This window comes from Pseudoxanthobacter sp. M-2, from assembly GCF_046156265.1.
In the GTDB taxonomy this organism is placed as follows: Bacteria; Pseudomonadota; Alphaproteobacteria; order Rhizobiales; family Segnochrobactraceae; genus CAMDHY01.
This window is the reverse complement of sequence record NZ_JAWDIR010000043.1, coordinates 84,088-110,750: the sequence shown is the minus strand read 5'-3', so window position 1 is coordinate 110,750 and position 26,663 is coordinate 84,088. Positions and strand designations below refer to the sequence as shown.

Genomic DNA, 26,663 nt, shown 5'->3' with positions numbered 1-26,663 from the left:
ATCGGCCGCTCGGCGGCGAAGGATCGGCCCGAAGCGTCGCCAGGGGCGGCGCTGGCCAGGGCCAGACCGCCGTCGAGACGGCACAGACTTTATCCGACGCGCCACCGCTGGTGGCACTGGCTCTGCGATGACCGACGAGCGCCGGCGGCTGGACCGCCCGCGCCCGCTCTGGTGCGCGCATCAAGGGAGATTTCGATGCTCGAGGTGCGCAGCCTCTGCAAACACTTCGGCGGCATCCGCGCCGTCGACGAATGCTCGTTCACCGTCGAGCGGGGAAAGATCACCGCGCTGATCGGTCCGAACGGCGCGGGCAAGACGACGGCCTTCAACTGCATCTCGAAGACGCTGGCGCCAACCAGCGGCGAGGTGTGGCTCGAGGGCGAGCGCATCGACCACCTGCGCGCCCACGCAATCACCCGCCGCGGCCTCAGCCGCACCTTCCAGATCACCCGCAACCTCGAGGACCTGACGGTGCTCGAGAACCTCGCGGTGCAGTCGCGCGTAGTCGGCCTGAAGGCGCTGTTCGGCCCGGCGATCAGCCGGCAGGAGCGCGAGAAGGCGTTCGAGATCCTCGACTTCCTCGGCATCACGCGGCTCGCCCACGAGGAGACGCGCTCGCTCTCCTACGGGCAGAAGAAGCTGATGGACTTCGCCGCGCTGCTGATGAGCGACCCGAAGATCATCCTGCTCGACGAGCCCGCGGGCGGCGTCAACCCGCGCCTGCTCGAGGAGGTGGTCGGCCACATCCGCAAGCTCAACGAGCGCGGACTGACCGTGCTGATCGTCGAGCACAACATGGAACTGGTGATGAGCCTCTCCCACCATGTCGTGGTGATGGCGCATGGCCAGGTCATCGCCCAGGGCCCGCCGAGCGTCGTGCAGACCGACCCGCTGGTGCTCGAGGCCTATCTTGGCGGCGCTGCGCCGACCGCCACTCCGGAGGTGGCCCATGTCTGAGTTGCTCGAGGTTCGCGACGTCGTCGCCGGCTACGGCCGCGGCCCCGCCATCCTGACCGGCACGTCGCTGACGGTCCGTCCCGGCCAGGTGCAGTGCATCATCGGCCCGAATGGCGCCGGCAAGTCGACGCTGCTGAAGGCGATCTCCGGCCTTTTGCCGGTGCGCTCCGGCGAGATCCTCTTCGAGGGCGAGCGCATCGACGGGCTGCGCCCCGACCAGATCCTGCGCAAGGGCATCTGCTTCGTGCCACAGGAGCGCGCCCTCTTCCCGCGCATGAGCGTGCGGGAAAACCTGCGCATGGGCGGCTACGTCATCGACGACAAGAAGGTGCTGGAGAGCCGCATCGAGGAGGTGCTGCAGCAGTTCCCGATCCTGCGCGAGCGTGCCCACCAGCGCGCCGGCACGATGTCGGGCGGCCAGCAGCAGATGCTGGCGATGGCGCGCACGCTGATCGTCAAGCCGAAGATCGTCATGCTCGACGAGCCGTCGCTCGGCCTCGCCCCGAAGATCGTCCAGCAGATGTTCGAGATCATGCACATGCTGAAGGACCGCGGCATGACCGTGATCCTGGTCGAGCAGAACGCCATCATGGGCCTCAACAACTCGACCTGGGGCGCGGTGCTCGACCTCGGCAAGACGCTGTTCGAGGGCCCCGCCCCCGAGGTGCTCGCCGATCCGCGCATCAAGGAACTCTATCTCGGCAAGGCCAAGGCGGCCGCCTGAGGCCAAGTCCCGTCCGGACCGCCCTCGCCCACCCCGGCCTCCCGCAAGGAACCGACTTCCATGAGCAACGTCATCCAGATCGTCATCCTGGGCCTCGCCCTCGGTGGCGTCTATGCGCTGATGGCGTCCGGATTAACGCTGATCTTCGGCGTGATGCGGATCGTCAATCTCGCCCATCCCGTCCTGATCATCGCCGGCGCCTTCGTCACCTTCTGGCTGTTCCGCCTCTACGGCATCGACCCAATCCTGGCGATGCCGATCGCCGCCATCGCGCTCTTCTGCGTCGGCGTCATCCTCTACAAGCTGATCTTCGAGAAGGAGGCCGCCAGCGCCAAATACTCGGAGATGACGGTGCTTCTGACGTTCGCCGTCGCGATGATCTTTGACGGCCTGCTCGGCTGGCTGTTCACCAACACCCAGCGCGTTACGACGCCGAGCTACGGCACGGACGCGATCTTCATCGGTGACGTGTTCATCCCGACCGGGCAGCTCTATGCCGGCGTCGCCAGCCTCGTCGTCATCGGGCTGCTGCTCTTGTTCCTGCAGTACACCCGCTTCGGCTACGCCATCCGCGCCACCACGCAGAACCGTGCGGCGGCACAGCTGATGGGCGTCAATGTCGGCCTGGTGTCGCTCGTCACCTTCGGCATCGGCATCGGGCTTGCCGGCGCGGCGGGATCGCTCGTCAGCTTCATCTTCTCCTTCTTCCCGGCCAAGCACTGGGAGTGGATCGCCATCCTGATGTCGCTCGTCGTCCTCGGCGGCATGGGCAAGCTCGGCGGCGTCATCGCCGGCTCGCTGATCCTCTCCGTCATCGCCGCCTTCGTCGGCGCCTACATCGGCTCGACGTGGTCGACGATGACCTTCTTCCTCGCTTTGTTCGTCATCCTGCTGGTACGGCCCCAGGGCCTGTTCGGCGACAAGATCGAGGAGGCCTGACCGATGGCCGTGCAGCAACTCGACGTCGACAACGTCATCGAAGCCCGCCGGGAGTATAACGCGGGCCTCGCCTCCCTGGACAAGGGCAAGCGGGTCTGGCAGTTCCCCGTCCTGCTCCTCCTCGTCCTCGCGCTGTTCCCCATCCTGCAGGTGATGGACGGCTACAACTACGTCCTGCATCTGATGCTCTACACGTTCATGTACGTGGCGATGGCATCGAGCTGGAACATCCTCGGCGGCTACACGGGATACATCTCCCTCGGCCACAACGTCTTCTTCTGCATCGGCGGCTACTTTTCGGGGATGATCCTCGCCTATTTCGGCGTCTCGACGCTGATCACGGCGCCCCTGGCCGGTCTCGCGGCGGCAGCCGTGGGCTTCGTGATCGGCTGGATCACGCTGAAGATGCGCGGCCCGACCTTCATCATCTCGTCGATCGCACTGCTGATGGTCGCGCGCATCCTCTTCGACAACTGGCACTTCGTCGGCGGCTCGAACGGCATCACGCTGCCGCAGCTTGACCTGGACGCCCAGTGGATGAAGGTGCCGTACTACTACGCCTTCCTGATCATCGCCGCGCTGACGGTGTGGACCTCCTACAAGATCAAGCACTCGAAGTTCGGTCTCGGCCTGCGCGCCATCTCTCAGGACGAGGTGAAGGCGGAGAGCGCCGGCATCAACACCCGCCTCTACAAGGTCGCGGCCTTCGCCATCTCGGCCTTCTTCGTCGGCATGGCAGGCGCCGTGTGGGGCGAGTACCTCACCTACATCCGCCCCAACATCTTCCTGGTCATCCTGGTCGCCGCCAACCTGGTGCTGATGTGCATCCTCGGCGGCAAGGGCACGGTCGCCGGGCCGATCGTCGGCGCGATCCTGCTGATCGCCTTCAACGAGCTGTCGGTGGTCTATCTCGGCTCCTCCGAGCTCAACATCCTCGGCACCGGCGTCGTCATGCTGCTCGCGCTGATGTTCTTCCCGACCGGCATCATCGGAACGCTGGCCGCAAAGAAGAAGCTGCCGCGCTTCCTCGACTGGGACTGACCAGTCGCCGCAACACGAGCCGCCGGCGACCCGCCGGCGGCCGACCCGCCGGGACGAGACACCATCCATGCCCGAGTTCGTGCTCTACAACGCGCCGCAGTCGACCTGCAGCCAGCGCGTCCGCTTCGTGCTCAACGCCAAGGGCCTTCCCTTCGAGGAGCACAAGCTCGACCTCTTCGCCGGCGACCAATTGAAGCCGGAATACCTCGCGATCAATCCGAACGGCGTCGTTCCGGCGCTCGTCCACGAGGGCGTGCCGATCATCGATTCGGCCGTCATCATCGAGTACCTGGACGAGGTGAAGCCCGATGTGGCGCCGCTCCGGCCGAAGGGCCTGAAGGACATCGCGTCGATGCGCTCGCTGATGCGCTTCATCGACGAGGTGCCGACGCCGGCGATCCGCGTCCCGTCCTACAACCTCGCCTTCCTGCCGCACTTCCAGAAGATGACCGAGGCCGAGTTCCAGGCGCTGGCCGACTCGAAGCCGCTGCGCCGCGAGTTCCTGCTGACGATGGGCCGCACCGGCTTTCCGCAGGCGGAGATGGACGGCGCCATGGGCCGGCTTTCCCGCGGCGTCGCCCGCATGGACGAGACGATCCGGGCAAGCGGCGGCCCGTGGCTGATGGGGGACCAGATCACGCTCGCCGACGTGGCGGTGATGCCGGTGATCGTCCGCATGGACGACATCAACCTCGCCACGATGTGGGACGACAAGCCCGCGGTCGCCCGCTGGTTCGAGCTGATCCGCGCCGAGCCGGCCTACGGGCCGACCTACTATCCGGGCTCGCTCTTGACCGAGAAGTACCCGCATCTGCGCGAGCAGCTGAAGAAGGCGGGGTAAACGCCGCCCCGTCACCGTGAGGGCCTTATGGCCCTTGAAACGAAGAACGGCCGGGCGCGATGCCCGGCCGCTTCGATTCCGCAGCCTGGCTCGAAGCGAGCCGGCCGACCCGTCACTGCGCCTGGGCGCCCCCGCTCTGCAGCATCAGCTCGAGCAGCGGGCGGACCGCGTCGGCGCAGGCCTGCGTCGAATCCTCGTCGGCGCACTTGATCATGATGCGGCCCTCGCCAGGAGCGGTGAAGACGAAGCTCGCGCCCTTGCTCGGCCGCATCATCATGCCGTGATGGCCGTGCGGGCCGCCGCGCGGATGCATCTTCTTGCCTTCGCCGCGCATGCCCTCGCCGCGCTTGCCCTGGCCGCGCGCCCAGTCGGGGCGGCCGCGATCGCCGGCTGGGCCGGTGGCGTCAGGGGCTCCAGCCGAACCCTGCGCTGCGGCAGGCGGCGCGGCATCGCTCTGGCCGGGCGTCGAGGTGTCGGTCTGAGCGGCGGCCATGCCGGCCGAGAGCAGCACCGCTGCTGCAGTGATCGCGAGCGTCTTCATGGAGTGATCCTCGTATCTGGGGTCCATCGTGCTGGCTCGGACCCAGGCCCCTGCCCTGTTCCCGGAACGCCGCCGGCGCCATTCCCCTACGTCGGTCACACGCAGCCGCTTCCTTCCCCGGCAACGACGCGGCACACTCGGCCCATGAGCGACATCCTTCCAGGCCCTCGCGTCCACCCCTTCTCCATCGGCGCAGCGCCGGCCCTCGTCGTCTCCGACGGGCCGCTGACCCTCGCAGCACCCGCGGAGGAGTTCGACAACGCCCCGGCGGATGCCGTGACGGCGCTCGCCGGGCGCCACGGCCTTCCGCCCGATCGCCTGCCGCTTGCGCAGAATGCGCTCGTCGTCGTGCTGGACGGCCGGCCGATCCTGTTCGACACGGGAACAGGTCCCGAGCGCCCCTTCGGCCCGGACACCGGGTGCCTCATCGAGAGCCTCGCCCTCGCCGGCCTGCGGCCGGAAGACATCGCGGCGGTCGTGCTGACGCACATCCACTCAGACCACGCCTGGGGGCTCGTCGGTGCCGACGGGGGGCCGGCCTTCCCGAACGCCACGGTCCACGTCGCCGCGGAAGAGCTGGCGTTCGTGGCGTCTGCGCCCTCCACAGGTCCCTATATCGGCGTTCACCGGGCCGCCATCGCAGCCTGCAGCGGCCGCCTGCGCCCCTTCGACATCGGCGGCGAGATCCTGCCCGGGCTCACGGCGTTGCCGACACCCGGCCACACCATCGGCCACACGAGCTACCGCGTCGGCGAGGGCCGCGACGCCGTCGTCGTGTTCGGAGACCTCCTGCATCATCCGATGCTGGCGGAGCGGCCGGACCTCACCTACCGCTACGATCACGATCGCGATCGCACGGTGGTCTCCCGCCGCGCCCTGCTCGCGCGCTGCGCCGAGGCGGGCACGCGGGTCATCGGCTACCACTTCCCATGGCCGGGACTAGGTTCGATCGTGACCGCCGACGAAAGCTACGCGTTCGTGCCCGACTGACGGCCTCCGGACATGCGAACGCCGGCGGTGGGAGGGCCGCCGGCGTCGCGTCGTCGAGGCATCGACTGATCGTGGCGCGCCACCCGCGAGCGGCGCGCCGGGGTCCCTATTACTCGGGAACTTCGAGGCCCGTGGGGACCTTCACGCCTTCGCTCTCGAGCTTCAGCCCGGAGAGCAGCGCCTGTGTCTCGAGGAGGGCGGAGAAATCCTCCTCCAGATAGGCCTTCGGGTCGGCCTTCAGCGAGGCGGCGCCGAAGTGCGCCTGCAGCGCCTCGCGGGTCGTCGCCGTCACCGGCATCGGCACGCCGAGTTCGCGGCCGGCGGCGAGGCCGAGGTCGAGGTCCTTCTTCAGGAGCGCCGGCGTGAACGTCGTGGTCCAGTCGAGGTTGACCAGCGCGTTCGACTTGTAGCGCGTGAAGATCGAGCCCATCACCGAGTTATTCATGAAGTCGAGGAAGGCGTGGCGCGGCACGCCGGCCTTCTCGGCCAGGACGGTGATCTCGACGAGGTTCTGCGTGACGACGCCCAGCATGACGTTGTGGGCGATCTTGCAGATGCGGGCGAGTTCGCCCTCGCCGACATAGGACACGCCGTTGCCGGCGATCGTCTCGATGTAGGGCTTCACCACCTCGTAGACGTCGGCCGGGCCGGACACGACCGAGGAGAGCTTCCCGGCCTTGACGCACTTGCCGTTGCCGCTCACCGGCGACGCCATGAACTGCGCACCACGCTCGCCGAGCCGGCGGCGCATCTCGACGGACTGCTCGACGGCGATCGAGGAGCAGTCGACGAAGATCTTCGGAACCGGGCTGCCGGCACCGTTCAGGACGCCGTCCGCGCCGAAATAGACCTGCTCCAGGTCCTTGCCGGTGGAGACCATGGTGAACAGGATGTCGACCCCGGCGAGGTCGGACGGCTTGTCGACGATGGTGGCGCCCTTCTTGGCGAGCGGCTCCGCCTTCTCGCGCGTGCGGTTCCAGACGTGCACGTCGTGCCCGCCCTTCACCAGCCGCTCGGCCATCGGGTAGCCCATCCGGCCCATGCCGATCCAGCCGATCTTGTGCCTGTTCACCTGCATCACTTCCCTCCAGGGGCTCTAACGCTGCGCTTCCTCGACAATTTTATTGCCGACGGTCGCGGATGTGGTTCCGGTTCGCCGGGGTGCGGTGCGATCAGCCGCCGGCGGGTTTCTTGAGGCGACGGCGATCGTCCCGCTCGTCACCACTATGCAATCGTTTGCATTCCGATTTCAAGTGATTTTCCAAGCCGCCCGCGAGAATCTCGCAGGGCGGTCCGGTGCCGGGCGGGCGTCGGCCGATGGGCCGGCTCAGGCGAGCTCGGACGCCCAGTCGCGGGTCTCGATGACCTGCTTCAGCTTCGCGAGGAAGGCGGCCGAATAGGCGCCGTCGAAGGCGCGATGGTCGAACGACTGCGCCAGCATGCCGACTGGTCGGACGACGACCACATCGCTGCCGTCGACCTCGATCGCCACCGGCTTCTTCTTCACCGCGTCGGTCGAGAGAATCGCCACCTGCGGCGGATTGATGATCGGCGCCGTGAACAGCGTCCCGAACGAGCCGTTGTTGGAGATCGTGTAGGTGCCGCCGTTGTAGTCGTCCGGCGTCAGCTTGCCGGCCTTCGCCTTGTCGATCTGGCGCGCGAACGCCTTGACCAGGCCGACCACGGTGAGTTCGTCGGCGTTCTTCACCACCGGCACGACGAGACCGTTGTGCGACAGGTCGACGGCAATGCCGAGGTTGATCTCGTTCGGCACCTCGAGGCCATCGCCGTCGAAGCGGGCGTTGACGAGCGGGAAGTCGGCGATCGCGATGCAGACCGCCCGGGCGATGAACGGCAGGTAGGTGAGCGACAGGCCGTGGCGCTCCTTGAACGCCCCCTTCCTGGCGTTGCGCACCTTGTCGACGTTGGAGAAGTCCGCCTCAGTCGCCTGGAAGACGTGCGGGATCGTCGTCCACGACTGTGTGAGACGCGTTCCGGTCATCTTGCGCACGGTGTTGAAGGTCGTGCGCGTGCCGGGCTTCGCCGGCTCCGGCGCCCGTGCCGCGGCCGGGGCGGCCGACGGGGCAGGAGCGGAAACGGGGGCTGCGGTCGGCGCCTTCGCTGCGGCGGCGAGGACGTCGGCCTTGCCGATGCGGTCGCGGCCGGCCGCCTTGGCGGCGGCCGACAGCGTCGCGGCGTCGAGGCCCTGCTGGGCGGCGAGGCGGCGGGCGAGCGGCGTCATGCGGACACCGTTGGCGGTCGCCGCAGCCGGGCCGAAGCCGGTGGTCGGCGTCCGCACCTCGTTGAAGACGTCCATCGGCGCGGTCTTGATCGGATCGGCGGCGGGAGCCACCGGCATCGGCGTCGCAGGCGGCGCCGCGCCGTTGCTCTTTGCGGCTGCCGGAGCCGGTTCCGCCTTCGGCTTCGGGGCAACGACGTCGCCGCCGATCACGCACACCACGGTGCCGACCGGTACCGTCTCGCCAGCGGCGACGCGGATGTCGGACAGGACGCCGGCGCCGAGCGCCTGCACTTCCATCGTGACCTTGTCGGTCTCGATCTCGAACAGCGTCTCGCCTTCGGCGACGGTGTCGCCCAGGTTCTTGAACCAGCTGGCGATCTTGCCCTCGGCGACGGTCTCGCCGAGCTGCGGCATCACGACGTCCATGCTCTGCCTCTCCTCACGCCCCTGGACAGTTGCCTGAGACCTCGGGACTGGATTCCCTCCCCGTCACGCCCCGGCCTCGCCGGGGCGCCCGTCCGCAACGCAGGGTCCCGGGGGACCCTTGCGCCGCGGCGTCGGAGCCGCCCGGCCTGGCCGAGCGACGACGGACTGATCGACCTAGTTCGGCCTTACCACTCGACGGAGACGTACTGCGTCTCGAGGAACTCCATGAGGCCCTCGTGACCACCCTCGCGCCCGATGCCGCTCTGCTTGACGCCGCCGAACGGCGCCGCCGGATCGGAGACGAGGCCGCGATTGAGCCCGATCATGCCGAACTCGAGCTTCTCCGACAGCTTCAGCCCGCGCTTCACGTCCTTCGTGAAGAGATAGGCGACGAGGCCGTACTCGGTGGAGTTGGCACGCTCGACGACATCATCCTCGCTCGAGAAGCGCGTCAGCGCCGCCACCGGGCCGAAGATCTCCTCGTGGAAGCAGCGCGCATCGTCCGGCACGTTCGTCAGCACGGTCGGCGGGTAGAAGTAGCCCGGACCGTTCGGAAGGCTGCCGCCGGTCAGAACCTTGGCGCCGCGCGACACGGCGTCGTCGACGAGTTCGACCACCTTGTCGAGCGTCTCGCGATTGACGAGGGAGCCGACGTCGACGCCCTCCTCGAGGCCGTTGCCGACCTTCATCGCGCCCATCTTGGCGGCGAGCTTCTCGGCGAAGGCGTCGTGCACCTTGTCGTGCACGAAGAAGCGGTTCGCCGCCGTGCAGGCCTCGCCGAGATTGCGCATCTTGGCCAGCATGGCACCGCCCACGGCGGCATCCACATCGGCGTCCTCGCAGACGATGAAGGGGGCGTTGCCGCCGAGCTCCATCGCCGGGTTGACGACGCAATCCGCGGCCGACTTCAACAGCTTGCGGCCGACTTCCGTGGAACCGGTGAAGGAGATCACCCGCACCCGCGGATCGTGCAGCATGGCGTCGACGACGGCGCCGGAGCGCCGCGACGGCAGCACGTTGACGACACCCTTCGGCACGCCCGCCTGCTCGAGGATCGGGATCAGGGCGAGCATCGTCAGCGGCGTCTCGGAGGCGGGCTTCACCACCACCGGGCAGCCGGCGGCGAGCGCCGGGCCGATCTTGCGGGTGCCCATCGCCGCCGGGTAGTTCCACGGCGTGACGAGCACGCCGATGCCGGCCGGCTTGTGATGGACGAGGATGCGCGCACCGGAGGCGGGCGAGCGCATCACCTCGCCGACGTTGCGCACGGCCTCCTCGGCGAACCAGCGGAAGAACTCCGCCGCGTAGAGGATCTCGCCGCGCGAGTCCGGCAGCGCCTTGCCGTTCTCCAGCGTGATCAGCGCCGCGAAGCGCTCCTTGTCGGCGACAATCAGCTCATAGGCCTTGCGCAGGATCTCGCCGCGTTCGCGCGGCGAGCGCCCGGCCCAGTCGGCGAACGCCGCCTGGGCCGCGTCGACGGCCGCGATGGCGTCCTCGACCGTTCCGCTCGCCACCGTCGCCAGCGTCTCGCCCGTCGCCGGGTTCTCGACGGCGAAGCTCGCGCCGTCGGAGGCGTCGCGCCACTGGCCGCCGATATAGAGCTGCGTCGGTACGCCCTTCAGGATGTCTTCCGTCTTCATCATCAGGCTCCCAGCGTCCTGCGCACCCGCTCCGCGATCCGGTCCGGCGTCGGCAGGACGATGTCCTCCAGATTATCAGCAGCGGGCAACGGAATGTGAGGCGTGGTGATGCGGACGATCGGGCCGTCCAGGTCCCAGAAGCACTCGTCGGCGGCGATGGAGGCGATTTCGGCGCCCCAGCCGCAGAGCCGCGGGTTCTCCTCGACGGTGAACAGCCGGCCCGTCTTGACCAGCGAGCCGAGGATCGTCTGGGTATCGAGCGGCACCAGCGAGCGCACGTCGATCACCTCGGCGTCGATGCCGAACTCCTTCTGGAGCTTCTCGGCGGCGGCGAGCGCCCGCGGCACCATCAGCGCCAGAGCGACGATGGTCGCATCCTTGCCCGGCCGGACGATCTTCGCCTTGCCGAGCTGGTCGACGATCTCGCCGTCCGGCACCTCGCCCTTCGTCGCGTAGAGCGACTTGTGCTCGAAGAAGATCACCGGATCCTCGTCGCGGATCGAAGCGGCGAGCAGTCCGACGACGTCGAGCGGCGACGACGGGGCGACCACCTTGAGGCCGGGGATCATCATCGCCCAGTTCTCGACCGACTGGCTGTGCTGCGCGCCGAAACGCGAGCCGGCGCCGTTGCCGGTGCGCACGACGAGCGGGCACTTCACCTGGCCGTTCGTCATGTAGCGCGACTTCGGGAACTCGTTGGCGATGTAGTCGAAGCACACCGCCAGGAAGTCCGAGAACATGATCTCGGCGATCGGGCGGAGGCCCGTCATCGCCGCGCCCATGGCCGCGCCGAGGATCGCCTGCTCGGAGATCGGCGTGTCGCGCACGCGCTTCGGACCGAACTCCTCGTAGAGCCCGACGGTCGCCTTGAAGACACCGCCGGCCTTGGCCACGTCCTCGCCGAGGAACACGACGTTCTCGTCGCGTCGCATCTCCTGGGCGATGCCGCGCGCGACCGCGTCGCGATAAGTCAGTTCCGCCATGCCCAGCCCCCGTCGGCGTAAACGTCCGTCGTCATGATCTCGACCGGCGGGATCGGTGCGGCCTTGCACGCCTCCGTCGCTGTCTCGACCTTCTGCTTGGTCTGCTGATCGATCGCGTCCACGTCCGCCTGCGGCACGCCGAAATCGGCGAGGCGCTGCTTGTAGACCTTGATCGGGTCGCGCTTCATCCACTCCTCGAGCTCGCCCGGCGGGCGATACTTCGCCGGGTCGGCGCGCGAATGGCCGGAGTGGCGGTAGGTCATGCACTCGATCAGCGACGGCCCCTCGCCGGCCCGCGCCTTGGCGAAGGCAGCCTGCGCGACGCGGTAGACCGCATCGGCGTCGTTGCCGTCGACGATGATGCGCTCGAGGCCGTAGGCCGAGGCGCGGTCGGCGGCGGGATGCTCGACCGCCGTCACGTCGCCGATCGGCGTGTATTCCATGTACAGGTTGTTCTCGCAGACGAAGACGACCGGCAGCTTCCACACCACCGCGAAGTTCAGCGCCTCGTGGAAGGCACCGATGTTCGTCGTGCCGTCGCCGAAGAAGCACACCGACACGTCGTCCTGGCCGAGATACTGCGCCCGCCAGGCGGACCCGCAGGCGATCGGCAGGTGGGCGCCGATGATGGCGTAGGAGCCCATCACCCCGTGCTCGACGCTGGTCAGGTGCATCGACCCGCCCTTGCCGCGCATCAGGCCGTTGTCGCGCTGCATCAGTTCGCCGAGAACCTTCTCCATCTCGACGCCGCGGGCCAGCGTGTGGGCGTGGCCGCGATAGGTGCAGAACGACTTGTCACCCGGCTTCATCGCCACCGCGAAGCCCGCCGCAACCGCTTCCTGCCCGAGCGACAGATGGCTCGTCCCCTTCACGAGGTTCTGCAGGAACAGGTCGAAGGCGCGCTTCTCGAAATCGCGGATCTCGACCTGCACGCGATAGAGCTCCATCCGCGTGTCGAGGCCGATATCGTCGTTCTTGACCGGCTTGCCCGGTGCGTTCACGGCGGATCTCCCTTGTCCGTTCAGAGTCCGGTTTTCTTGGCGGGAGGACGATGCCTCCCGTTTGCGTCTCGTCGCGGCGACGCGGACCCCACCGGGGACCGATCAGCCACCGTCCGTTTCGGTGCCATCCGGACCGCTCGTCCGGAAGACCCCAAGAGCGCCGCGCGCGAAAGGCATTCGATAGCGCGACGCCTGGAGCGTGCATCCCCGGGGACGCGCCCGGGGATGACGGTCGAGAGGGCGACGGGGCGCCCTCCCCCGCTCAGTAGCGGTTGGCGATCGGCAGTTCCTCGGCGGGGAACAGGCTGATGACCTGGCAACCCTTGTCGGTCACGACGACCTCTTCCTCGATGCGGGCGGCCGAGTAGCCGTCCGTCGCGGGGCAGTAGGTCTCGAGCGCGAACACCATGCCGGTCTTGATCTCCATCGGCCGGTCCATCGAGACCAGCCGCGAGATGATCGGCCGCTCGTGCAGGGCAAGGCCGAGGCCGTGGCCGAACTGCAGGCCGAACGCCGCGAGCTCGTTCGGGAAGCCGAACTCCTCGGCCTTCGGCCAGACGGCCGCGACCTTGTCGGTGGAGACGCCCGGCTTGATCAGCTCGATCGCCTTGTCGAGCCACAGGCGCGCCTTCGAGTAGGCGTCGCGCTGGCAGTCGGTGGCGCGGCCGACGTTGAAGGTGCGGTAATAGCAGGTCCGGTAGCCCTGGTAGGACTGCAGGATGTCGAAGAACGCCTGGTCACCCGGGCGGATCAGGCGATCGGTGAAGTTGTGCGGGTGCGGATTGCAGCGCTCGCCGGAGATCGCGTTGATCGCCTCGACGTCGTCCGAGCCCATCTCGTAGAGCATCTTGTTGGCCTTCGCGACGATGTCGTTCTCGCGGACGCCAGGCTTCAGCTCTTCGTAGATCATGTGGTAGACGCCATCGACCATCGCCGCCGCTTGGTTGAGCAGCACGATCTCGTCGATGTTCTTGATCTCGCGGGCATCGAGCATGACCTGCTGGCCGTCGACCAGCTTCAGGCCGCAGTTCTGCAGCTCGAGCCACATGCCCGGCTCGACGAGGTCCACGCCGAGCGGCATGTCGGCGACGCCGGCCTCGACCAGCAGCGCCTTGATCTCTTCCGCGTGGCGCTTCATCAGGCCCGCCGCCGGCGGCACCGTGCCGCGCATGCCGAGCATGCCGGCGCGGAAGTTCTCCTGCGGCATCCAATCGCAATAGAGCTTGTGGTGGACGGCGGCCGAGCCGAAGTCCCACAGGATCGGCTCGTTGTCGCCGGCGAGCAGCGCGAAGCGGCAGAGCTTGTCGCGCTCCCACTCGCCGATCTTCGTCGACGTCACGTAGCGGATGTTGTTCACGTCGAACAGGAGCAGCGCGCCGAGGCCGGAGGCCTTCAGGGCCTGCTTCGCCCGCGTCATGCGGTAGCTGGTGAGCCGGCGGAAATCGACGCGCGTCTCGAAGTCGACGCCCGAGTGACCATGCGCGGGGATCGCGCGATCCCAGCGCCAGTGCGGCTCGAGCGCATGCTTCAGGGCCGTCTCGCCGTCGACCAGACGCGGCTTGAGAACCATCTCGTTCATCCGGGCATCTCCTCTTTCGTCTCCGGCCGCGCCACGGCGCTCGCCGGGCAGCGGTTCGCCCGCCAATGCAATCGTTTGCAAGTATCTCCCGGCGCATATGGAAGTCAAGCGTCGGTGCGTGCATTCCTCCGTCGCAGCGACCGACCTTTTCGCATGGCTCGCATCAGCTTGTCGCGTGCCTCAGCACCTCGGCGGCGAAGGCCTCGATCTCCGCGGCCGCCTTCGAGCCCGGCGCCGTCTCCATCACCGTGCGCCCTTCGCCCATGCTCGCCGCGAAGGCAACCCGGCTGCCGATGGCGACCGCAGCCGCCGGGTGACCGAGGTCCCGGATCGCCTTCACCATCTCGCCCGTGAGGGACGCCCGGCCGACCGCGCGATTGACGATGATGAGCGAGCGCGTGCCCTCCTTCTGCACCTGCTCCAGTGTCGGCCGTGTCGCCCAGAGGTCGACCGGTGTCGGCTGCACCGGCACGCAGACGAGATCAGCCGCTTCGATCGCCGGCCGCGATTCGGAGTCCGACTTCGGCGGCGTGTCGACGACGACGAAATCGTGATCACGCGCCAGCGACCGCGCCTCGCGACGGGCACCCCATCCGCTCGCAGTGCGGAAGACGAGGCCGGTCTCCCCCTCCCCCATCGACGCTTCGCGCCGCTCGAACCATTCCCCGAGGCTTCCCTGCGGGTCGACGTCGAGGATGGCGACGCTGTTGCCGGCGCGGAGCAGCGCCACCGCCAGATGGGCCGCCATCGTCGTCTTGCCGGAACCGCCCTTCTGCTGCGCGAACGTGATGATGCGTCCCATGGGAATCCGATCCTCCGTCGACGGTGGGCGAGCCTGCCATTCTCACAACAACAAAGGTGCTCAATCTGGACGAATGCAACCGGCTCGCATGCAAGTGGCCGGCCGGCCGCTTTGCAAGCGTTTGCGCCGCCTCTATACTCGTCACATGACTCGCAACGGCTCGGTGGAATGAAGAAGCGCGTTACCCTGAAGGATGTCGCCGAGGCCGTCGGCGTGCACGTCTCGACGGTCTCTCGGGCGCTCGACCCGAAGACGCGCCACCTCATCACCGCCGAGGTGGCGGAACAGATCCTCAAGGTCTCGACCGAGCTCGACTATCGCCAGAACGCCGCCGCCTATTCGCTCAAAACCAACCGCACGCGCACCATCGGCGTCGTCGTCCCCGACATCACCAATCCGGTGTTCCCGCCGATCATCCGCGGCATCGAGGACCGCCTCGCCGCGAGCGGTTATGTGGCGATCCTCGCCAACACCGACGGCAATCGCCGTCGCGAGGTGAGCATCACCCAGACCTTCCGCGCCCGTGGCGTCGACGGGCTCATCATGGCGAGCGTCGAGCGCGACGACGAGGCGATCTCGCGGCTTTCGCAGGACGGCCTGCCGATCGTCACGGTCAACCGCCAGGTGGACGATCCCGGCATCTCCTCCGTCGTCAACGACGAGGACGCCGGCATGAAGCTGATCCTCGGCCACGTCGCCGGGCTCGGCCACCAGCACGTCGCCAACATCGCCGGCCCGCAGGCGCTGTCGACCGGCGCGACGCGCCTGAGGGCGTTCGAGCACCACCGCGACCTGCTGGGCCTCGACGACGATCCGCGCCTGATCGCGGTCGCCAATGCCTTCAACGACGAGGAAGGCGTGCGCTGCGCAGAAGAACTGCTCTCCCGCGGCGTGCCGTTCACCGCCATCGTCTGCTCGAACGATCGCCTCGCCATCGGCGCCATCGCGGCGCTGCGCCGGCGCGGGCTGTCCTGCCCGGACGACATCTCGGTGACCGGTTACAACGACATGCCGATGGTGGACCGGCTGTTCCCGGCGCTCACGACCATCCGCGTGCAGCAGTACGACGCCGGCCACGAGGCGGCCGACATCCTGCTCGAGACGATCGAGACGCCGCCGGAGCAGCGCCGGCGACGGCACGTCGTGCTGCCGGTCGACCTCGTGGTGCGCGAATCGACCGCCGCCCCGTCGAAGGCGCGCGCCCGGGTGCGCCGCGCCCGCACCGCGGCGCGTGCGGCCATGCCGGACCCGGCCGCGATGCCGGCGGCCGAGTAGACGCCGCGATCACTCCGGCCCGCGGCCGTCGACGTCGGCGCGCGGGTCCCGCTCGATCTTCGCCGCAAACGGCTCGAAGGCCCGGTCCGACAGGGCCGCCGGCAATAGCCGCGACAACCGGGCGCCGAGCGCCAGCAGGAACGGAAACGCGACGACGGCGCGCCTGCCGGCGATCCCGCGGGCGATGATCCGCGCCGCCTTCTCCACCGGCATCTCGAAGGGCTTCGAGCCCTTGTGACGGGCCGACATCGGCGACGTCACGAAGCCGGGGCACACGACTGTGACCGATACCCCCGACGGGCGCAGCCAGCCGCGGATGGCCTCGCCATAGGCAATCAGCGCCGCCTTCGTCGCCGAATAGGTCGGCATTGCCGGATACCCGCGCAGCCCGGCGACGGAGGCGACGATGACGATCTGTCCGCGCCGGCGGGCGCGCATCACCTCGACCAGGCCGGAGACGGTGTCGATGGCACCGATGAGGTTCACCTCGACGAGCCGGCGAACGTCCTCGTTCGTCTCACGGGACTTCCTCGGCCCGAGGCCGGCTGACACGCCGGCATTGGCGATCAGCACATCAACCTCCCCGCCAGCGTCCACCGCGGCGAGCCAGGCGTGCAGACCGGCGCGGTCGCGCACGTCGACCAGCGCCGTCTCGACGACAGCCCCCCTCGTCCGGCAGGCCGTGGCGACCTCCTCGAGACGGGCCGCCTCGCGCCCGGCCAGCGCCAGGCGAACACCGGGACCCGCGAGTTCCGCGGCAAGCGCCGCGCCGATGCCGCTCGAGGCGCCGGTCAGCGCGATGGTGCGCAGCGGCGTCCCGGCCGCCGGCAGCGCGGCGCCCAAGGCTTCGCTCACCCGCGGTCCCTGAGGATGCGGGCCTTGTCGCGGTTCCACGTCCGCTCCTTGTCGGCCTCGCGCTTGTCGTGCAGCTTCTTGCCCTTGGCGAGCCCGAGTTCGACCTTCGCCCGGCCCTTTTCGTTGAAGTAGAGCTTGAGCGGCACGACGGTCATGCCCTCGCGCTGGACCGCGCCGGCGAGCTTGTTCACCTGGCGGCGGTGCACGAGCAGCTTCCGCGGCCGCCGCGTCTCGTGGTTGAACTGGTTCGCCTGCAGATATTCCGGGATGTAGGCGTTGTAGAGGAAGAGCTCGCCACGATGCTCGGCCGCATAGGCGTCGGCAATGGTGCTCTTGCCGGCGCGCAGCGACTTCACCTCGGTGCCGGTCAGCATGATGCCGGCCTCGAGGGTGTCGAGGATCTCATAGTTGAAGCGCGCCTTGCGATTGTCGGCGACGACCTTGATCGGGCCGGTCGGCCCGCGGGGTGCATTCATCGCCGGTCCATCCTCAATGCAATCCGGCGTGCTGCATCGCCGCGCGGACCTCGCCCTCCGCAGCCGCAGTGAGCGGCAACATCGGCAGGCGCAATTCGTTCCTGACCTTGCCCAACACCGACAGGCCGTACTTGGCTCCCGCCGGGCTCGGCTCGAGGAACATCGCCCGATGCAGCGGCGTCAGCTTGTCGTTGAGTTCGAGCGCGGCCGCGTAGTTGCCCTGCAGGCAGGCCGACTGGAAGCGCGAGCACAGCCCCGGCGCGACGTTCGACGACACCGAGATGCAGCCGTGGCCGCCGTGCGCCATGTAGCCGAGCGCCGTGCCGTCCTCGCCGGAGAGCTGGATGAAGTCCGGCCCCATGGCGTGGCGCTGCAGGCTGACGCGGTCGATCTTCGCCGTCGCGTCCTTCACGCCCTTGATGTTGCGGCCGTCCTCGTAGAGGCGAGCCATCGTCTCGACGCTCATGTCGACGATCGAGCGCGGCGGGATGTTGTAGATGATGATCGGGATGCCGATAGCGGCGTCGATCGCCATGTAGTGGCGATACATGCCCTCCTGGCTCGGCTTGTTGTAGTAGGGCGTGACGACGAGCACGCCCTGCGCGCCCGCCGCCTCGGCATGGCGGGCGAGGTCGATCGCCTCGGCGGTGTTGTTGGAGCCGGCGCCGGCGATCACCGGCACGCGCCCGTTCGCCGCCTCGATGCACAGCGTCACGACGCGCTTGTGCTCGTCGTGGCTCAGCGTCGGCGATTCGCCGGTGGTACCGACCGGCACGAGGCCGTGCGTTCCCTCGGCGATCTGCCACTCGACGAAATCGGAGAACGCTTTCTCGTCCACCTTGCCGTCGCGCATGGGCGTGACGAGCGCGGTGATCGAACCCTTGAACATGGCGTTTCTCCCGAGGGGCATTCGTGCCGGCGCTCTGGCCGGAAGCGGCGCGACAATAGTCGCGGCGCCTCGCCGCTTCAAGGACGCCCGCAGACGCTGCAGAGGGGTGTTACCGGCGCTTGCGCGAGAGCGTCCGTCGGACAGGCGGCGACCGAACTGTGACACACGCCACAGCGCCCGAGGGCTCGCGGCGAGATTGTAGCGTCATGCCCGCCGCAGGATGTGCGGAGAGGCCCAGGTCGGGAGATTTCCATGAACAAGTCCATTGCCATGCTGATTGTCGCCGCGGCTTCGCTGCCAATGACGTCCAATGCATCCCTCGCTGCGGCGCTCGGCCAGGGCGGCAAGCAGGCAACGCTCGAGTCCGCTCCAACCGCGAAGGGGGAGAAGAGCTTCTTCAAGAACGTCGAGCTGGAGTGCGGTGGGCCGAACTGCTCAGGGACGTTCAAGGGCAAGGCCGGGCGTCTCACGACGATCACCGAGATTCAGTGCGCCGTCGGTTCGGACGGCCAGGCCCAGGGCGGCCAGGTCTCCATTGAGGCGGTGTTCCTGGAACTCCTGCCGATCGCATCGCGGTCGACCGACGGCGCGACCGAGATCGCCATCGTTAAGACGCCGACGAACTTCGTCGTCGAGGGGGCCAAGACGGCCGTCATCAGCTTCTTCTTCTTCGGCACCGCGAACCTCGCCACCTGCATCGTCAAGGGCACGTCGAAGCCGTCGTGAGGCGCGCAGCCGAATGCCCGGAGAACGGAGTGCCGTTCACGATCGCGTGGCCCGCCAGACCCGTCCCGCTTCATCGTTGCGAGCCCCTTACTGCGCCGGCTACTTATGCACCGCGGGGTTGAAACGCTGGCATAACTGGGGCTGGGAATATGAAGAGAGCAATGGGATTGGCCGCGCTGGTGGCGACGGCCTTGGGCTGCGGCGCGGCCACAGCGGCGACCGAGGTTCCCGTCTTCGACGGCATCGCCAAGGTGACGGCGGTCAACAACGTCTGCATCGACGACGGCTGGGCTGTCGGAGCGGAGTTCCGGCTGATCTTCCGCTCCGCCGTGCGTCCGAGCAACAACCGGGGTGGCGGCCTGCAACTGATGGAGCAGCGCTACGGCTACACCTTCCTGATGCCCGACGGTAAGGCGCTGCCGGGCGGCAGCCGGAAGGGCACCTTCAACGCCACGGGCCTGTCCGGCCAGGTCGGTGCCTTCTCGTTCAGTTCGAAGTTCAGCCTCGCCATCACGCCGGACAAGATCCGCGCCGATACGCCGGTCGTCACCATCGACGGCACGCTCGGAAACTTCGGCGGCACCGAGGGGTGCACGGTCACGATCTTCGCGGTCGCGACCCCGAGGCTCTGAGCCTCGCTCCGGGCGGTGGCGGTGGCGATTGAGGCTCACCGCGCCGCCCCGGAGGCCGGCCGCTTCATCGGCGGGCGGGGCGAGGATCGAGCTGTCTCTGCCTCAACGCCCTCGGCACCGAAACGCTTTGTTCACCCTGACATGGTCACAATTGCGCGGTTCGGCTGTTCCCGCGCCGTTGTGATCGGTTCGCGTGGTCGCACCCGGCGGCGTGTCGCGCTATATAGCAGCGTGGGACGGGCTGAACTGGAGTGATGACGCGGACGGCATCGCCGGTACGCGCTAACGACGAGAGTTGTGATGCGACCCACGATGCGACGCCTGCGCCTACCCGTTTCGACGATCGCCGCGCTGGCGGCGGCGAGCACCGTCTGGTCGCCCGTCTTCGCCGAGACATCGGCGCTGGTGCCGCTGCCGAAGTCGCGCCCGTTCCAGGCCGCAACCGGTGCGGCACCGGTCGATCTCGCCACCGCCTACGCGCCCTCGACCACGGACGTCGAAGCCCTGATGGCGCCGTCGACGCCGGTCGCGCCGGGCACCGGCACCGGCCGGGCGATGCCGACGGACGTCGCCGCCGGCGACCTCAAGGCGGCGATCAAGGCGGCGGATGCCGGCGATGGCCGCCGCGCCTACGCTATCCGCAACGGCCTGTCGAACGGCACCGACCGGCGCATCGTCGACTGGCTGCTGATCCGCTCCGACAGCCCGTTCATGACGTCGAGCGCGATCACCGCGTTCGCCCGCGAGGCACCGGGCTGGCCCAGCCCCGAGACCATGCGCGCCCGCTCCGAATCGGCGCTGCTGCGCGAGAACCCGCCGGCCGGCACGGTCGTCGCGCTCTTCCGCTCTTCGCCCCCCGTGTCGATCGACGGCGCCCGGGTCTATGCCCGGGCTCTCGTCGCCTCCGGCAATCGCGCCGCCGCGGCTGAAGTCATCCGCCGCGCCTGGCTGACCGAGAAGATGTCGGACGCGCAGCAGGACGCGACGCTGAAGGAGTTCGGCAACCTCCTCACCCAGGCCGACCATCGCCGCCGCGCTGAGATGCTGCTGTTCGACGACCGCTCGCGCCAGGCCGCCAAGCTGAAGCCGCTGCTGTCGGCCGGCGAGCGCGCCTATGTCGACGCCCACATCGCCACGAACCAGAAGTCGAAGGGCGTCGCTGCGGCGTTGAACGCCGTTCCGGCCAACGTGCGGGGCCTCGCGAGCTACAAGTTCATCCAGGCCCAGCATCTGCGCCGGCAGGAGAAGTATGCCGAGGCCGCACAGGTTCTCCTGTCCGCCTCGCGCGACCCGGCGGTGCTGATCGACCCGGACGCGTGGTGGATCGAGCGCCGGCTCGTCTCGCGCGAGCTCCTCGACAAGGGCGACGCCTCCACCGCCTACAAGCTCGCGGCCACCCACTCGGCCACGGGCAACGTGCAGTTCATGGACGCCGAGTTCCATGCCGGCTGGTACGCCCTGCGCTTCCTGAAGGACCCGGCCCGGGCGATGGCGCACTTCAAGCGGCTCGACCAGGTGGCCAAGACGCCGATCTCGAGCGCCCGCGCCGAATACTGGATGGGCCGTGCCGCCGAGGCCCAGGGCTCGGGCATGGCAGCGACCTACTACAAGCAGGCCGCCGCCTACGGAATGACCTACTACGGCCAGCTCGCCCGCCAGAAGCTCGGCGCTGCGTCCGCCGGCGTCGGCGGGCCGGCGAAACCCTCCGGTTCCGATGCCGCAGCCTTCGAGGCGAACGACGTCGTGAAGGCGATCAAGCGGCTGATCGCCATCGGCGAGATGAACCGCACCTGGCCACTGTTCAAGTACCTCGCGGAAACCCTGCCGACGCCGGGCCAGGTCGCCCTTCTCGCCCAGCTCGCCGAGCGCAACGGCTACCACCACTTCGCGCTGAACGTCGCCAAGGAGGCGCAGAACCGCGGCCTTCCGGTCGCCGGTCTGGCCTTCCCGACGGCGGGCATCCCCTCGGCCGCCCGCGTTCCGGGCGGCATCGAGCGCCCGCTCGTCTACGCCATCGCCCGGCAGGAGAGCACCTTCAACGCCGGTGCCACCTCGCCGGTCGGCGCCCGCGGCCTGATGCAGATGATGCCGGCGACGGCGGCGGCGACCGCCAAGAAGTATGGCATCCCCTACGCCCCGGGGAAGATGAACGACGCCACCTACAACGCCACCCTCGGCGCCGCCCATCTCGACGAGCTCGTGAAGAAGTTCGACGGCTCCTACGTCAAGATCTTCGTCGCCTACAACGCCGGCCCGGGCCGGGTGAACCAGTGGGTGCAGCGCTACGGCGATCCGGCCGATCCGCGCGTCGACGTCGTCGACTGGGTCGAGCGCATCCCGTTCAGCGAGACGCGCAACTACGTGCAGCGCGTCATGGAGAACGTCACCGTCTACCGCGAGCGCCTCGGCACCGGCCGCCTCGCCGTCGAGCACGACCTGCGCGGCCGCCCAAACGGGTGACCGCACAGCCGGGAGCACGTGCGGCACCCTCGCCGCCTGCGATCATCGTGTCGGCCTTACTCTCACCGTGAAGCTCGGGCACGGCGGCGCGCGGCTTGCGTCGCCGCCCTGCTTGCGCCACACCGTGGCGCCGCTGCACGAGTGATCCGATGACCGAGACCGCCCTCGCCTCCCCGCCCGCCGCCGACGTTCTCGCGGGGGCGGCACCGAAGATCAGCTTCGTCAGCCTCGGCTGCCCGAAGGCGCTGGTCGATTCCGAGCGCATCCTGACGCAGCTCCGGGCCGAGGGCTACGAGATCACCAAAAGCCACTCGGGTGCCGACGTCGTCGTCGTCAACACCTGTGGCTTCCTCGACAGCGCCAAGGCGGAATCGCTGGACGCCATCGGCTCGGCGCTGGCCGAGAACGGCCGCGTCATCGTCACCGGCTGCATGGGCGCTAAGCCCGAGGACATCACTGCGGCCCACCCCGGCGTGCTCGCCGTCACTGGTCCGCAGCAATACGAGAGCGTGGTGGAGGCCGTGCACCGGGCCGTGCCGCCGGCGCACGACCCCTTCCTCGACCTGGTGCCGCCCCAGGGCATCAAGCTGACGCCGCGCCACTACGCCTATCTCAAGATCTCCGAGGGCTGCTCCAACCGCTGCTCGTTCTGCATCATCCCGTCGCTGCGCGGCGACCTGAAGAGCCGGCCGATCGCCGACGTGCTGCGCGAGGCGGAGAAGCTCGTGAAGGCGGGGGTGAAGGAACTCCTCGTCATCAGCCAGGACACCTCGGCCTACGGCGTCGACATCCGTTACGCGACGAGCGTCTGGAAGGAGCGCGAGGTCCGCGCCAAGTTCCTCGACCTCGCCCGCGAGCTCGGCGAGTTCGGCGTCTGGGTGCGCCTCCACTACGTCTACCCCTACCCGCACGTCGACGAGGTCATCCCGCTGATGGCGGAGGGCAAGGTGCTGCCCTATCTCGACATCCCCTTCCAGCACGCCGCCCCGTCGGTGCTGAAGGCGATGCGCCGGCCGGCGCACCAGGAAAAGACGCTCGCCCGCATCCGCCGCTGGCGCGAGATGGCGCCGGACCTCGCCATCCGCTCGACCTTCATCGTCGGCTTCCCCGGCGAGACCGACGCGGACTTCGAGGAACTGCTCGGCTTCCTCGACGAGGCGTCGCTCGACCGCGTCGGCTGCTTCAAGTACGAGGCCGTCGCCGGCGCCACCGCAAACGCGCTGCCGGGCGCGGTGCCGGAGGAGGTCAAGGCCGAGCGCTGGCACCGCTTCATGGCGCGCCAGCAGGCCGTCAGCGCCCGCCGCCTGAAGGGGCGCGTCGGCCGCCGGGTGAAGGTGCTGGTCGACAGCTCGGCCGGCCTCACCGCCACCGGCCGCGGCCCCTGGGACGCGCCCGAAATCGACGGCACCATCCGCCTCACCGCCCGCCGCCCGATCCGCGCCGGCGAGTTTGTCACCGCGAAGATCGATCGCGCCGACGCCTATGACCTTTATGGGACGGTCGTCGGGTGAGGTGACGTCGGCTCACTGCCGACATAAACGTCACCGCCGCAGCAGCAACTCCCCCAGCGTCAGCGCCACGACCTTCGTCGCCGCCTGAAGATCGGAGAGCTCGAGGTGCTCGTCGGCGCCGTGGGCGTTGGCTTCGAGGATCGAGCGCGGGCCGGCGCCGTAGAGGACGGTCGGAATGCCGGCGGCGGCGTAGTGGCGGGCGTCGGTGTAGAGCGGAACGCCCGTTGGGTGGACCGGCACGCCGAGGATGGCGGCGGCGTTGCGGGTGAGCGGCTCGACGAGGCGCTCGACGCCCGGCAACGGCTTCAGCGGCTCGGCCAGCATGATCCGCCGGCACTCCACCTCGGCGCCCGTGGCCGGCGCCGCCGCCTCGATCAGCGCGATCAGCGCGGCCTCCACCGCTTCCCCGTTCTCTTCCGGGATCAGCCGCCGGTCGAGGCGAAGCGACACGCGGTCCGGCACGACGTTGGTGTTGATGCCGCCGGAGATCAGCCCGACGGTGATCTGCGGCGAGCCGATGCCGGGCTCAGAGCTGACGATGCCGGAAAGGCGCTTCCGCTCGCCATAGAGCGCCGCCAGGATCGGCACCGTCGCCTCGAGCGCGTCGATGCCAGTGTGCGGCATCGCCGCGTGGGCCTGCCGGCCGCGCACGACGACCTCGAGGTGCAGGCAGCCGTTATGGGCGACGGTGACGGCGTAGGAGAAGCCCGCCGACAGCGCGAGGTCGGGCTTCGAGACGCCCTGCATCAGCAGCCACTGCGGCCCGACGAAGCCGCCGGCCTCCTCGTCGTAGGTGAGGTGCAATTCCACCGTGCCGGACAGCGCCGCCCCCCGCTCCTCCGCCGCCATCAACGCCTTGAGGGCGAAGGCGTAGGTGGCGAAGTCGGATTTCGAGACCGCGGCACCGCGGCCGTAGAGGGCGCCGCCGCGGATGATGGCGCCGTAGGGGTCGACGCTCCAGCCGTCGCCCGGCGGCACCACGTCGCCATGGGCATTGAGGGCGATCGTCGGGCCCGCGCCATCGCCGAAGCGGTGGCGGACGACGAGGTTGACGACGCTCTTCATGCCGTAGGGCCGGAGGAACGCCTCGGGCACCGGGTGGCGCTCGACCGTGAAGCCGAGGTCCTCCAGCAGGCTCGCCGCCGCCTCGCCGGCCTCCGCGCAGTCACCGGGCGGGTTGTCGGTCGGCAGCCGGACGATCTCCTGCAGGAACGCCACCTCCGCCTCGAACGACGCGTCGATCGCGGCGAGGATGGCCTCGTCCAGGACGACGCTCGGCAGGTCCTCGTGCGGGTGGGTCATCGGCGTTCCCTCTCCTTCTCGGCGAGCCCTTCCACCGCGCGCACAAGTGCTGCGACGGCGAGCCCGATATCCTCCGGCGAGGCATATTCCGCCGGGTTGTGACTGACGCCACCGCGGCAGCGCACGAAGATCATGCCGATGTCCGTCAGCATCGCCATCGCCTGGCCGTCGTGGCCGGCGCCCGACATCAACCGGCGCGGCGGCAGGCCGAGCGCGGCGACGGCGTCGGACAAAACGTCGACGATCGCCGGCGTACACGGCGCGGTGTCGCGGTCGTGGGTGACGGCGATGTCGATGCCGACGCCGCGGCGCGAGGCGATCTCGGCGGCCGCCGCCCGGATCGCCGCCATCGCGTCGCCGCGCGGCGCATCGGACGAGGCCCGCACGTCGAGACTGAGTTCCACAGCACCCGGCACGACGTTGACGGCCCCCGGCCGTACCACCATGCGCCCGACGGTAGCGACGAGATCGCTCGCAGCACCGGCATGGCCGATGCGCTCGACGGCGAGCACCAGTTCGCTCGCCGCCGCCAGCGCGTCACTGCGCAGGCCCATCGGCACCGTGCCGGCGTGGCCGGCCTCGCCGCTGACGGTGACGACCGCCCGCGTCGCCCCGGCGATCGCCGTGACGACGCCGAGCGGCATCCCTTCGCGCTCCAGCACGGGCCCCTGCTCGATGTGGACCTCGAGGTAGCCGACGGCATCCTCCGCAGCGATACGCGCCGCGGCGGCCGCCTCGAGATCGCAGCCGTAGGTGGCGAGTGCCGCCCGCACGCTGACGTCATAGGCGTCCGTGCGATCGAGATCGGCGGGATCGAGGTTGCCGGCGACGGCCGAAGAGCCGAGGAGCGTCGTCGGGAAGCGCACGCCCTCCTCGTCGCCGAAGGCACAGACTTCCACGGCGAACGGCAGCACTGCGCCGCTGCGACGAAGCGTGTCCGCGGCAACGATCGCCGCCACCACACCGAGAGCGCCGTCATAGCGGCCGGCGTCGATGACGGTGTCGATGTGTGAACCGAGGATCAGCGTCCGCGCCGTGCCGCTCCCCACCTCGAGGCGGCCGCGCACGGTGGCGAGCGCGTCCTCGCGGACGGCGAGGCCCGAGGCGAGCATCCAGGCGGCCACGAGATCGGCGGCGCGGCGGTGCTCCGGCGTCAGGTAGAGCCGCGTCAGCCGGTCGGGCTCGGCGCTGATCGCGGCGAGTTCCATCAGCATGGCGTCCGCACGGGCGCCCAGGGCGACTGGGTCGAGCGGGATCACGGCTGCACCCGGTCTTCCAGGCGGAAGCGGAAGATGCGCTTGACCTGGGCGAGCGCCGTCGCGCGCTCGGTCTCCGGCGCGTTGCCGATGCGGGCCTCGAAGGCAGCGAGAATATCGTGCTTGGTCGCCCCCTTCACGGCCAGGATGAAGGGATGCCCGAAGCGCGCCTTGTAGCGGTCGTTCAGGTCGAGGAAGCGGGAGTGTTCATCGGCCGTCAGCCGGTCGAGGCCGGCGCCGGCCTGCTCGCGCTTCGAATCGTCGGCGATCGCTCCGGCGATGGCGGCGCGCCCCGCGAGGTCGGGATGGGCGTTCAGGAGCGCCAACTGCTTCTCGGCCCCGGCCGCGTCGACGGCGGCGCCGAAGGCGGCGAACATCGCCTCGCGGTCGGCGAACGGACGCATCGCCGCCGCCCGCTCGGCCACCCACGGCGAGTGCTCGGCGACGTCGCCGAAGCGCGCAAGGAAGGCGGCGCCGTCCAGCGCGTTGACGGCGGCGAGCGGTAAGCGGCCGTCGGCGGCGGGCGGCGCGTGAGGGGAAGGGTCGGCCAAAACTCGGTTTCCGTCGATCGGGTT

At 69.1% G+C, this 26,663-nt stretch carries 25 protein-coding genes; 11 read left to right on the top strand and 14 right to left on the bottom strand.

The genetic code is table 11. From position 1 onward, the window contains the following. Positions 1–195 precede the first annotated feature (195 nt). The 5 genes from RUR49_RS18185 (at position 196) to RUR49_RS18165 (ending at position 4,502) form a co-directional block, all read left to right on the top strand. The gene (locus RUR49_RS18185) at positions 196–957 is read left to right on the top strand and encodes an ABC transporter ATP-binding protein (RefSeq protein ID WP_409147820.1); all 762 of its coding nucleotides are present in this window, start codon (positions 196–198) and stop codon (positions 955–957) included. After that, the gene (locus RUR49_RS18180; RefSeq protein WP_409147819.1) at positions 950–1,681 is read left to right on the top strand and encodes an ABC transporter ATP-binding protein; all 732 of its coding nucleotides are present in this window, start codon (positions 950–952) and stop codon (positions 1,679–1,681) included. The genes RUR49_RS18185 and RUR49_RS18180 overlap by 8 nt, the downstream gene beginning before the upstream one ends. A gap of 60 nt (positions 1,682–1,741) precedes the next feature. After that, complete coding sequence (locus RUR49_RS18175) at positions 1,742–2,620, top strand: branched-chain amino acid ABC transporter permease (protein ID WP_409147818.1); 879 nt, start codon at positions 1,742–1,744, stop codon at positions 2,618–2,620. Between the two features lie 3 nt (positions 2,621–2,623). Next, positions 2,624–3,661, top strand: a complete 1,038-nt coding sequence (locus RUR49_RS18170) for a branched-chain amino acid ABC transporter permease (protein ID WP_409147817.1) — start codon at positions 2,624–2,626, stop codon at positions 3,659–3,661. A gap of 67 nt (positions 3,662–3,728) precedes the next feature. After that, on the top strand, positions 3,729–4,502 hold the full coding sequence (locus tag RUR49_RS18165) for a glutathione S-transferase family protein (protein WP_409147816.1): 774 nt from the start codon (positions 3,729–3,731) through the stop codon (positions 4,500–4,502). A gap of 112 nt (positions 4,503–4,614) precedes the next feature. On the opposite strand, the gene RUR49_RS18160 is transcribed toward RUR49_RS18165, so the two are convergent. Further along, entirely contained in the window at positions 4,615–5,043 is a 429-nt protein-coding gene (locus RUR49_RS18160) for a hypothetical protein (protein WP_409147815.1), read from the bottom strand. Between the two features lie 144 nt (positions 5,044–5,187). Here RUR49_RS18160 and RUR49_RS18155 point away from each other — a divergent pair, with 144 nt between their 5' ends. Further along, positions 5,188–6,033 (top strand): MBL fold metallo-hydrolase, encoded by an 846-nt coding sequence (locus tag RUR49_RS18155; RefSeq protein WP_409147814.1) that lies wholly within the window; start codon positions 5,188–5,190, stop codon positions 6,031–6,033. A 109-nt stretch (positions 6,034–6,142) separates the two neighbouring features. On the opposite strand, the gene RUR49_RS18150 is transcribed toward RUR49_RS18155, so the two are convergent. The 7 genes from RUR49_RS18150 to parA form a co-directional block, all read right to left on the bottom strand. After that, complete coding sequence (locus tag RUR49_RS18150) at positions 6,143–7,111, bottom strand: NAD(P)-dependent oxidoreductase (protein WP_409147813.1); 969 nt, start codon at positions 7,109–7,111, stop codon at positions 6,143–6,145. A 249-nt stretch (positions 7,112–7,360) separates the two neighbouring features. Beyond that, a complete protein-coding gene (locus RUR49_RS18145) occupies positions 7,361–8,701 on the bottom strand; it encodes a dihydrolipoamide acetyltransferase family protein (protein ID WP_409147812.1) in 1,341 nt (446 codons plus the stop codon). 185 nt (positions 8,702–8,886) lie between these two features. Continuing rightward, positions 8,887–10,341, bottom strand: coding sequence for an NAD-dependent succinate-semialdehyde dehydrogenase (locus RUR49_RS18140; RefSeq protein ID WP_409147811.1), 1,455 nt, complete (start codon positions 10,339–10,341; stop codon positions 8,887–8,889). A 2-nt stretch (positions 10,342–10,343) separates the two neighbouring features. After that, positions 10,344–11,324 (bottom strand): alpha-ketoacid dehydrogenase subunit beta, encoded by a 981-nt coding sequence (locus RUR49_RS18135; protein WP_409147810.1) that lies wholly within the window; start codon positions 11,322–11,324, stop codon positions 10,344–10,346. Then, positions 11,312–12,325 (bottom strand): thiamine pyrophosphate-dependent dehydrogenase E1 component subunit alpha, encoded by a 1,014-nt coding sequence (locus RUR49_RS18130; protein WP_409147809.1) that lies wholly within the window; start codon positions 12,323–12,325, stop codon positions 11,312–11,314. Before RUR49_RS18130 ends, RUR49_RS18135 begins: the two co-directional genes overlap by 13 nt. A gap of 262 nt (positions 12,326–12,587) precedes the next feature. Continuing rightward, positions 12,588–13,904: a M24 family metallopeptidase gene (locus RUR49_RS18125; protein WP_409147808.1), complete on the bottom strand. Its 1,317-nt coding sequence runs from the start codon at positions 13,902–13,904 to the stop codon at positions 12,588–12,590. 163 nt (positions 13,905–14,067) lie between these two features. Continuing rightward, positions 14,068–14,706, bottom strand: coding sequence for a ParA family partition ATPase (gene parA / locus RUR49_RS18120; RefSeq protein ID WP_409147807.1), 639 nt, complete (start codon positions 14,704–14,706; stop codon positions 14,068–14,070). A 168-nt stretch (positions 14,707–14,874) separates the two neighbouring features. Between parA and RUR49_RS18115 the strand changes: the two genes are divergently transcribed. After that, positions 14,875–15,981, top strand: coding sequence for a LacI family DNA-binding transcriptional regulator (locus RUR49_RS18115; RefSeq protein ID WP_409147806.1), 1,107 nt, complete (start codon positions 14,875–14,877; stop codon positions 15,979–15,981). Positions 15,982–15,990: 9 nt separating this feature from the next. Here RUR49_RS18115 and RUR49_RS18110 read toward each other — a convergent pair whose 3' ends face one another. From RUR49_RS18110 to dapA, 3 genes are read right to left on the bottom strand one after another with little or no spacing between them, the layout of a single operon-like run. Beyond that, on the bottom strand, positions 15,991–16,836 hold the full coding sequence (locus tag RUR49_RS18110; RefSeq protein WP_409147805.1) for an SDR family NAD(P)-dependent oxidoreductase: 846 nt from the start codon (positions 16,834–16,836) through the stop codon (positions 15,991–15,993). Continuing rightward, positions 16,833–17,312: an SsrA-binding protein SmpB gene (smpB, locus tag RUR49_RS18105; protein WP_409147804.1), complete on the bottom strand. Its 480-nt coding sequence runs from the start codon at positions 17,310–17,312 to the stop codon at positions 16,833–16,835. The genes RUR49_RS18110 and smpB overlap by 4 nt, the downstream gene beginning before the upstream one ends. A gap of 13 nt (positions 17,313–17,325) precedes the next feature. Continuing rightward, positions 17,326–18,201 (bottom strand): 4-hydroxy-tetrahydrodipicolinate synthase, encoded by an 876-nt coding sequence (gene dapA / locus RUR49_RS18100; RefSeq protein WP_409147803.1) that lies wholly within the window; start codon positions 18,199–18,201, stop codon positions 17,326–17,328. A 252-nt stretch (positions 18,202–18,453) separates the two neighbouring features. Here dapA and RUR49_RS18095 point away from each other — a divergent pair, with 252 nt between their 5' ends. From RUR49_RS18095 to rimO, 4 genes are all read left to right on the top strand, one after another. Continuing rightward, positions 18,454–18,927, top strand: a complete 474-nt coding sequence (locus RUR49_RS18095; protein WP_409147802.1) for a hypothetical protein — start codon at positions 18,454–18,456, stop codon at positions 18,925–18,927. Positions 18,928–19,088: 161 nt separating this feature from the next. Further along, positions 19,089–19,559: a hypothetical protein gene (locus tag RUR49_RS18090; protein WP_409147801.1), complete on the top strand. Its 471-nt coding sequence runs from the start codon at positions 19,089–19,091 to the stop codon at positions 19,557–19,559. 300 nt (positions 19,560–19,859) lie between these two features. Further along, positions 19,860–22,019: a transglycosylase SLT domain-containing protein gene (locus RUR49_RS18085; protein WP_409147800.1), complete on the top strand. Its 2,160-nt coding sequence runs from the start codon at positions 19,860–19,862 to the stop codon at positions 22,017–22,019. Positions 22,020–22,168: 149 nt separating this feature from the next. Beyond that, positions 22,169–23,530 carry a 30S ribosomal protein S12 methylthiotransferase RimO gene (rimO, locus tag RUR49_RS18080; protein ID WP_409147799.1) on the top strand — a complete coding sequence of 454 codons (1,362 nt, stop codon included), beginning with the start codon at positions 22,169–22,171 and terminating at the stop codon, positions 23,528–23,530. Positions 23,531–23,560: 30 nt separating this feature from the next. Here the strand turns inward: rimO and RUR49_RS18075 are convergent, their stop codons facing one another. From RUR49_RS18075 to uraD, 3 genes are read right to left on the bottom strand one after another with little or no spacing between them, the layout of a single operon-like run. Further along, positions 23,561–24,832 carry a M20/M25/M40 family metallo-hydrolase gene (locus RUR49_RS18075; protein WP_409147798.1) on the bottom strand — a complete coding sequence of 424 codons (1,272 nt, stop codon included), beginning with the start codon at positions 24,830–24,832 and terminating at the stop codon, positions 23,561–23,563. Continuing rightward, positions 24,829–26,091, bottom strand: a complete 1,263-nt coding sequence (locus tag RUR49_RS18070; RefSeq protein WP_409147797.1) for an allantoate amidohydrolase — start codon at positions 26,089–26,091, stop codon at positions 24,829–24,831. The genes RUR49_RS18075 and RUR49_RS18070 overlap by 4 nt, the downstream gene beginning before the upstream one ends. Continuing rightward, positions 26,088–26,639: a 2-oxo-4-hydroxy-4-carboxy-5-ureidoimidazoline decarboxylase gene (gene uraD, locus RUR49_RS18065; protein ID WP_409147796.1), complete on the bottom strand. Its 552-nt coding sequence runs from the start codon at positions 26,637–26,639 to the stop codon at positions 26,088–26,090. The genes RUR49_RS18070 and uraD overlap by 4 nt, the downstream gene beginning before the upstream one ends. Between the last annotated feature and the right edge of the window lie 24 nt (positions 26,640–26,663).

Coding starts and splice junctions, on each gene's coding strand:
- RUR49_RS18155 (WP_409147814.1), top strand. CDS start 5,188: ATGAGCGACATCCTTCCAGGCCCTCGCGTCCACCCCTTCTCCATCGGC.
- RUR49_RS18090 (WP_409147801.1), top strand. CDS start 19,089: ATGGGATTGGCCGCGCTGGTGGCGACGGCCTTGGGCTGCGGCGCGGCC.
- RUR49_RS18165 (WP_409147816.1), top strand. CDS start 3,729: ATGCCCGAGTTCGTGCTCTACAACGCGCCGCAGTCGACCTGCAGCCAG.
- smpB (WP_409147804.1), bottom strand. CDS start 17,312: ATGAATGCACCCCGCGGGCCGACCGGCCCGATCAAGGTCGTCGCCGAC.
- RUR49_RS18140 (WP_409147811.1), bottom strand. CDS start 10,341: ATGAAGACGGAAGACATCCTGAAGGGCGTACCGACGCAGCTCTATATC.
- RUR49_RS18075 (WP_409147798.1), bottom strand. CDS start 24,832: ATGACCCACCCGCACGAGGACCTGCCGAGCGTCGTCCTGGACGAGGCC.
- RUR49_RS18135 (WP_409147810.1), bottom strand. CDS start 11,324: ATGGCGGAACTGACTTATCGCGACGCGGTCGCGCGCGGCATCGCCCAG.
- RUR49_RS18125 (WP_409147808.1), bottom strand. CDS start 13,904: ATGAACGAGATGGTTCTCAAGCCGCGTCTGGTCGACGGCGAGACGGCC.
- RUR49_RS18180 (WP_409147819.1), top strand. CDS start 950: ATGTCTGAGTTGCTCGAGGTTCGCGACGTCGTCGCCGGCTACGGCCGC.
- RUR49_RS18150 (WP_409147813.1), bottom strand. CDS start 7,111: ATGCAGGTGAACAGGCACAAGATCGGCTGGATCGGCATGGGCCGGATG.
- RUR49_RS18175 (WP_409147818.1), top strand. CDS start 1,742: ATGAGCAACGTCATCCAGATCGTCATCCTGGGCCTCGCCCTCGGTGGC.
- RUR49_RS18115 (WP_409147806.1), top strand. CDS start 14,875: ATGAAGAAGCGCGTTACCCTGAAGGATGTCGCCGAGGCCGTCGGCGTG.
- RUR49_RS18095 (WP_409147802.1), top strand. CDS start 18,454: ATGAACAAGTCCATTGCCATGCTGATTGTCGCCGCGGCTTCGCTGCCA.
- rimO (WP_409147799.1), top strand. CDS start 22,169: ATGACCGAGACCGCCCTCGCCTCCCCGCCCGCCGCCGACGTTCTCGCG.
- RUR49_RS18185 (WP_409147820.1), top strand. CDS start 196: ATGCTCGAGGTGCGCAGCCTCTGCAAACACTTCGGCGGCATCCGCGCC.
- RUR49_RS18160 (WP_409147815.1), bottom strand. CDS start 5,043: ATGAAGACGCTCGCGATCACTGCAGCAGCGGTGCTGCTCTCGGCCGGC.
- parA (WP_409147807.1), bottom strand. CDS start 14,706: ATGGGACGCATCATCACGTTCGCGCAGCAGAAGGGCGGTTCCGGCAAG.
- RUR49_RS18085 (WP_409147800.1), top strand. CDS start 19,860: ATGCGACCCACGATGCGACGCCTGCGCCTACCCGTTTCGACGATCGCC.
- dapA (WP_409147803.1), bottom strand. CDS start 18,201: ATGTTCAAGGGTTCGATCACCGCGCTCGTCACGCCCATGCGCGACGGC.
- RUR49_RS18170 (WP_409147817.1), top strand. CDS start 2,624: ATGGCCGTGCAGCAACTCGACGTCGACAACGTCATCGAAGCCCGCCGG.
- RUR49_RS18145 (WP_409147812.1), bottom strand. CDS start 8,701: ATGGACGTCGTGATGCCGCAGCTCGGCGAGACCGTCGCCGAGGGCAAG.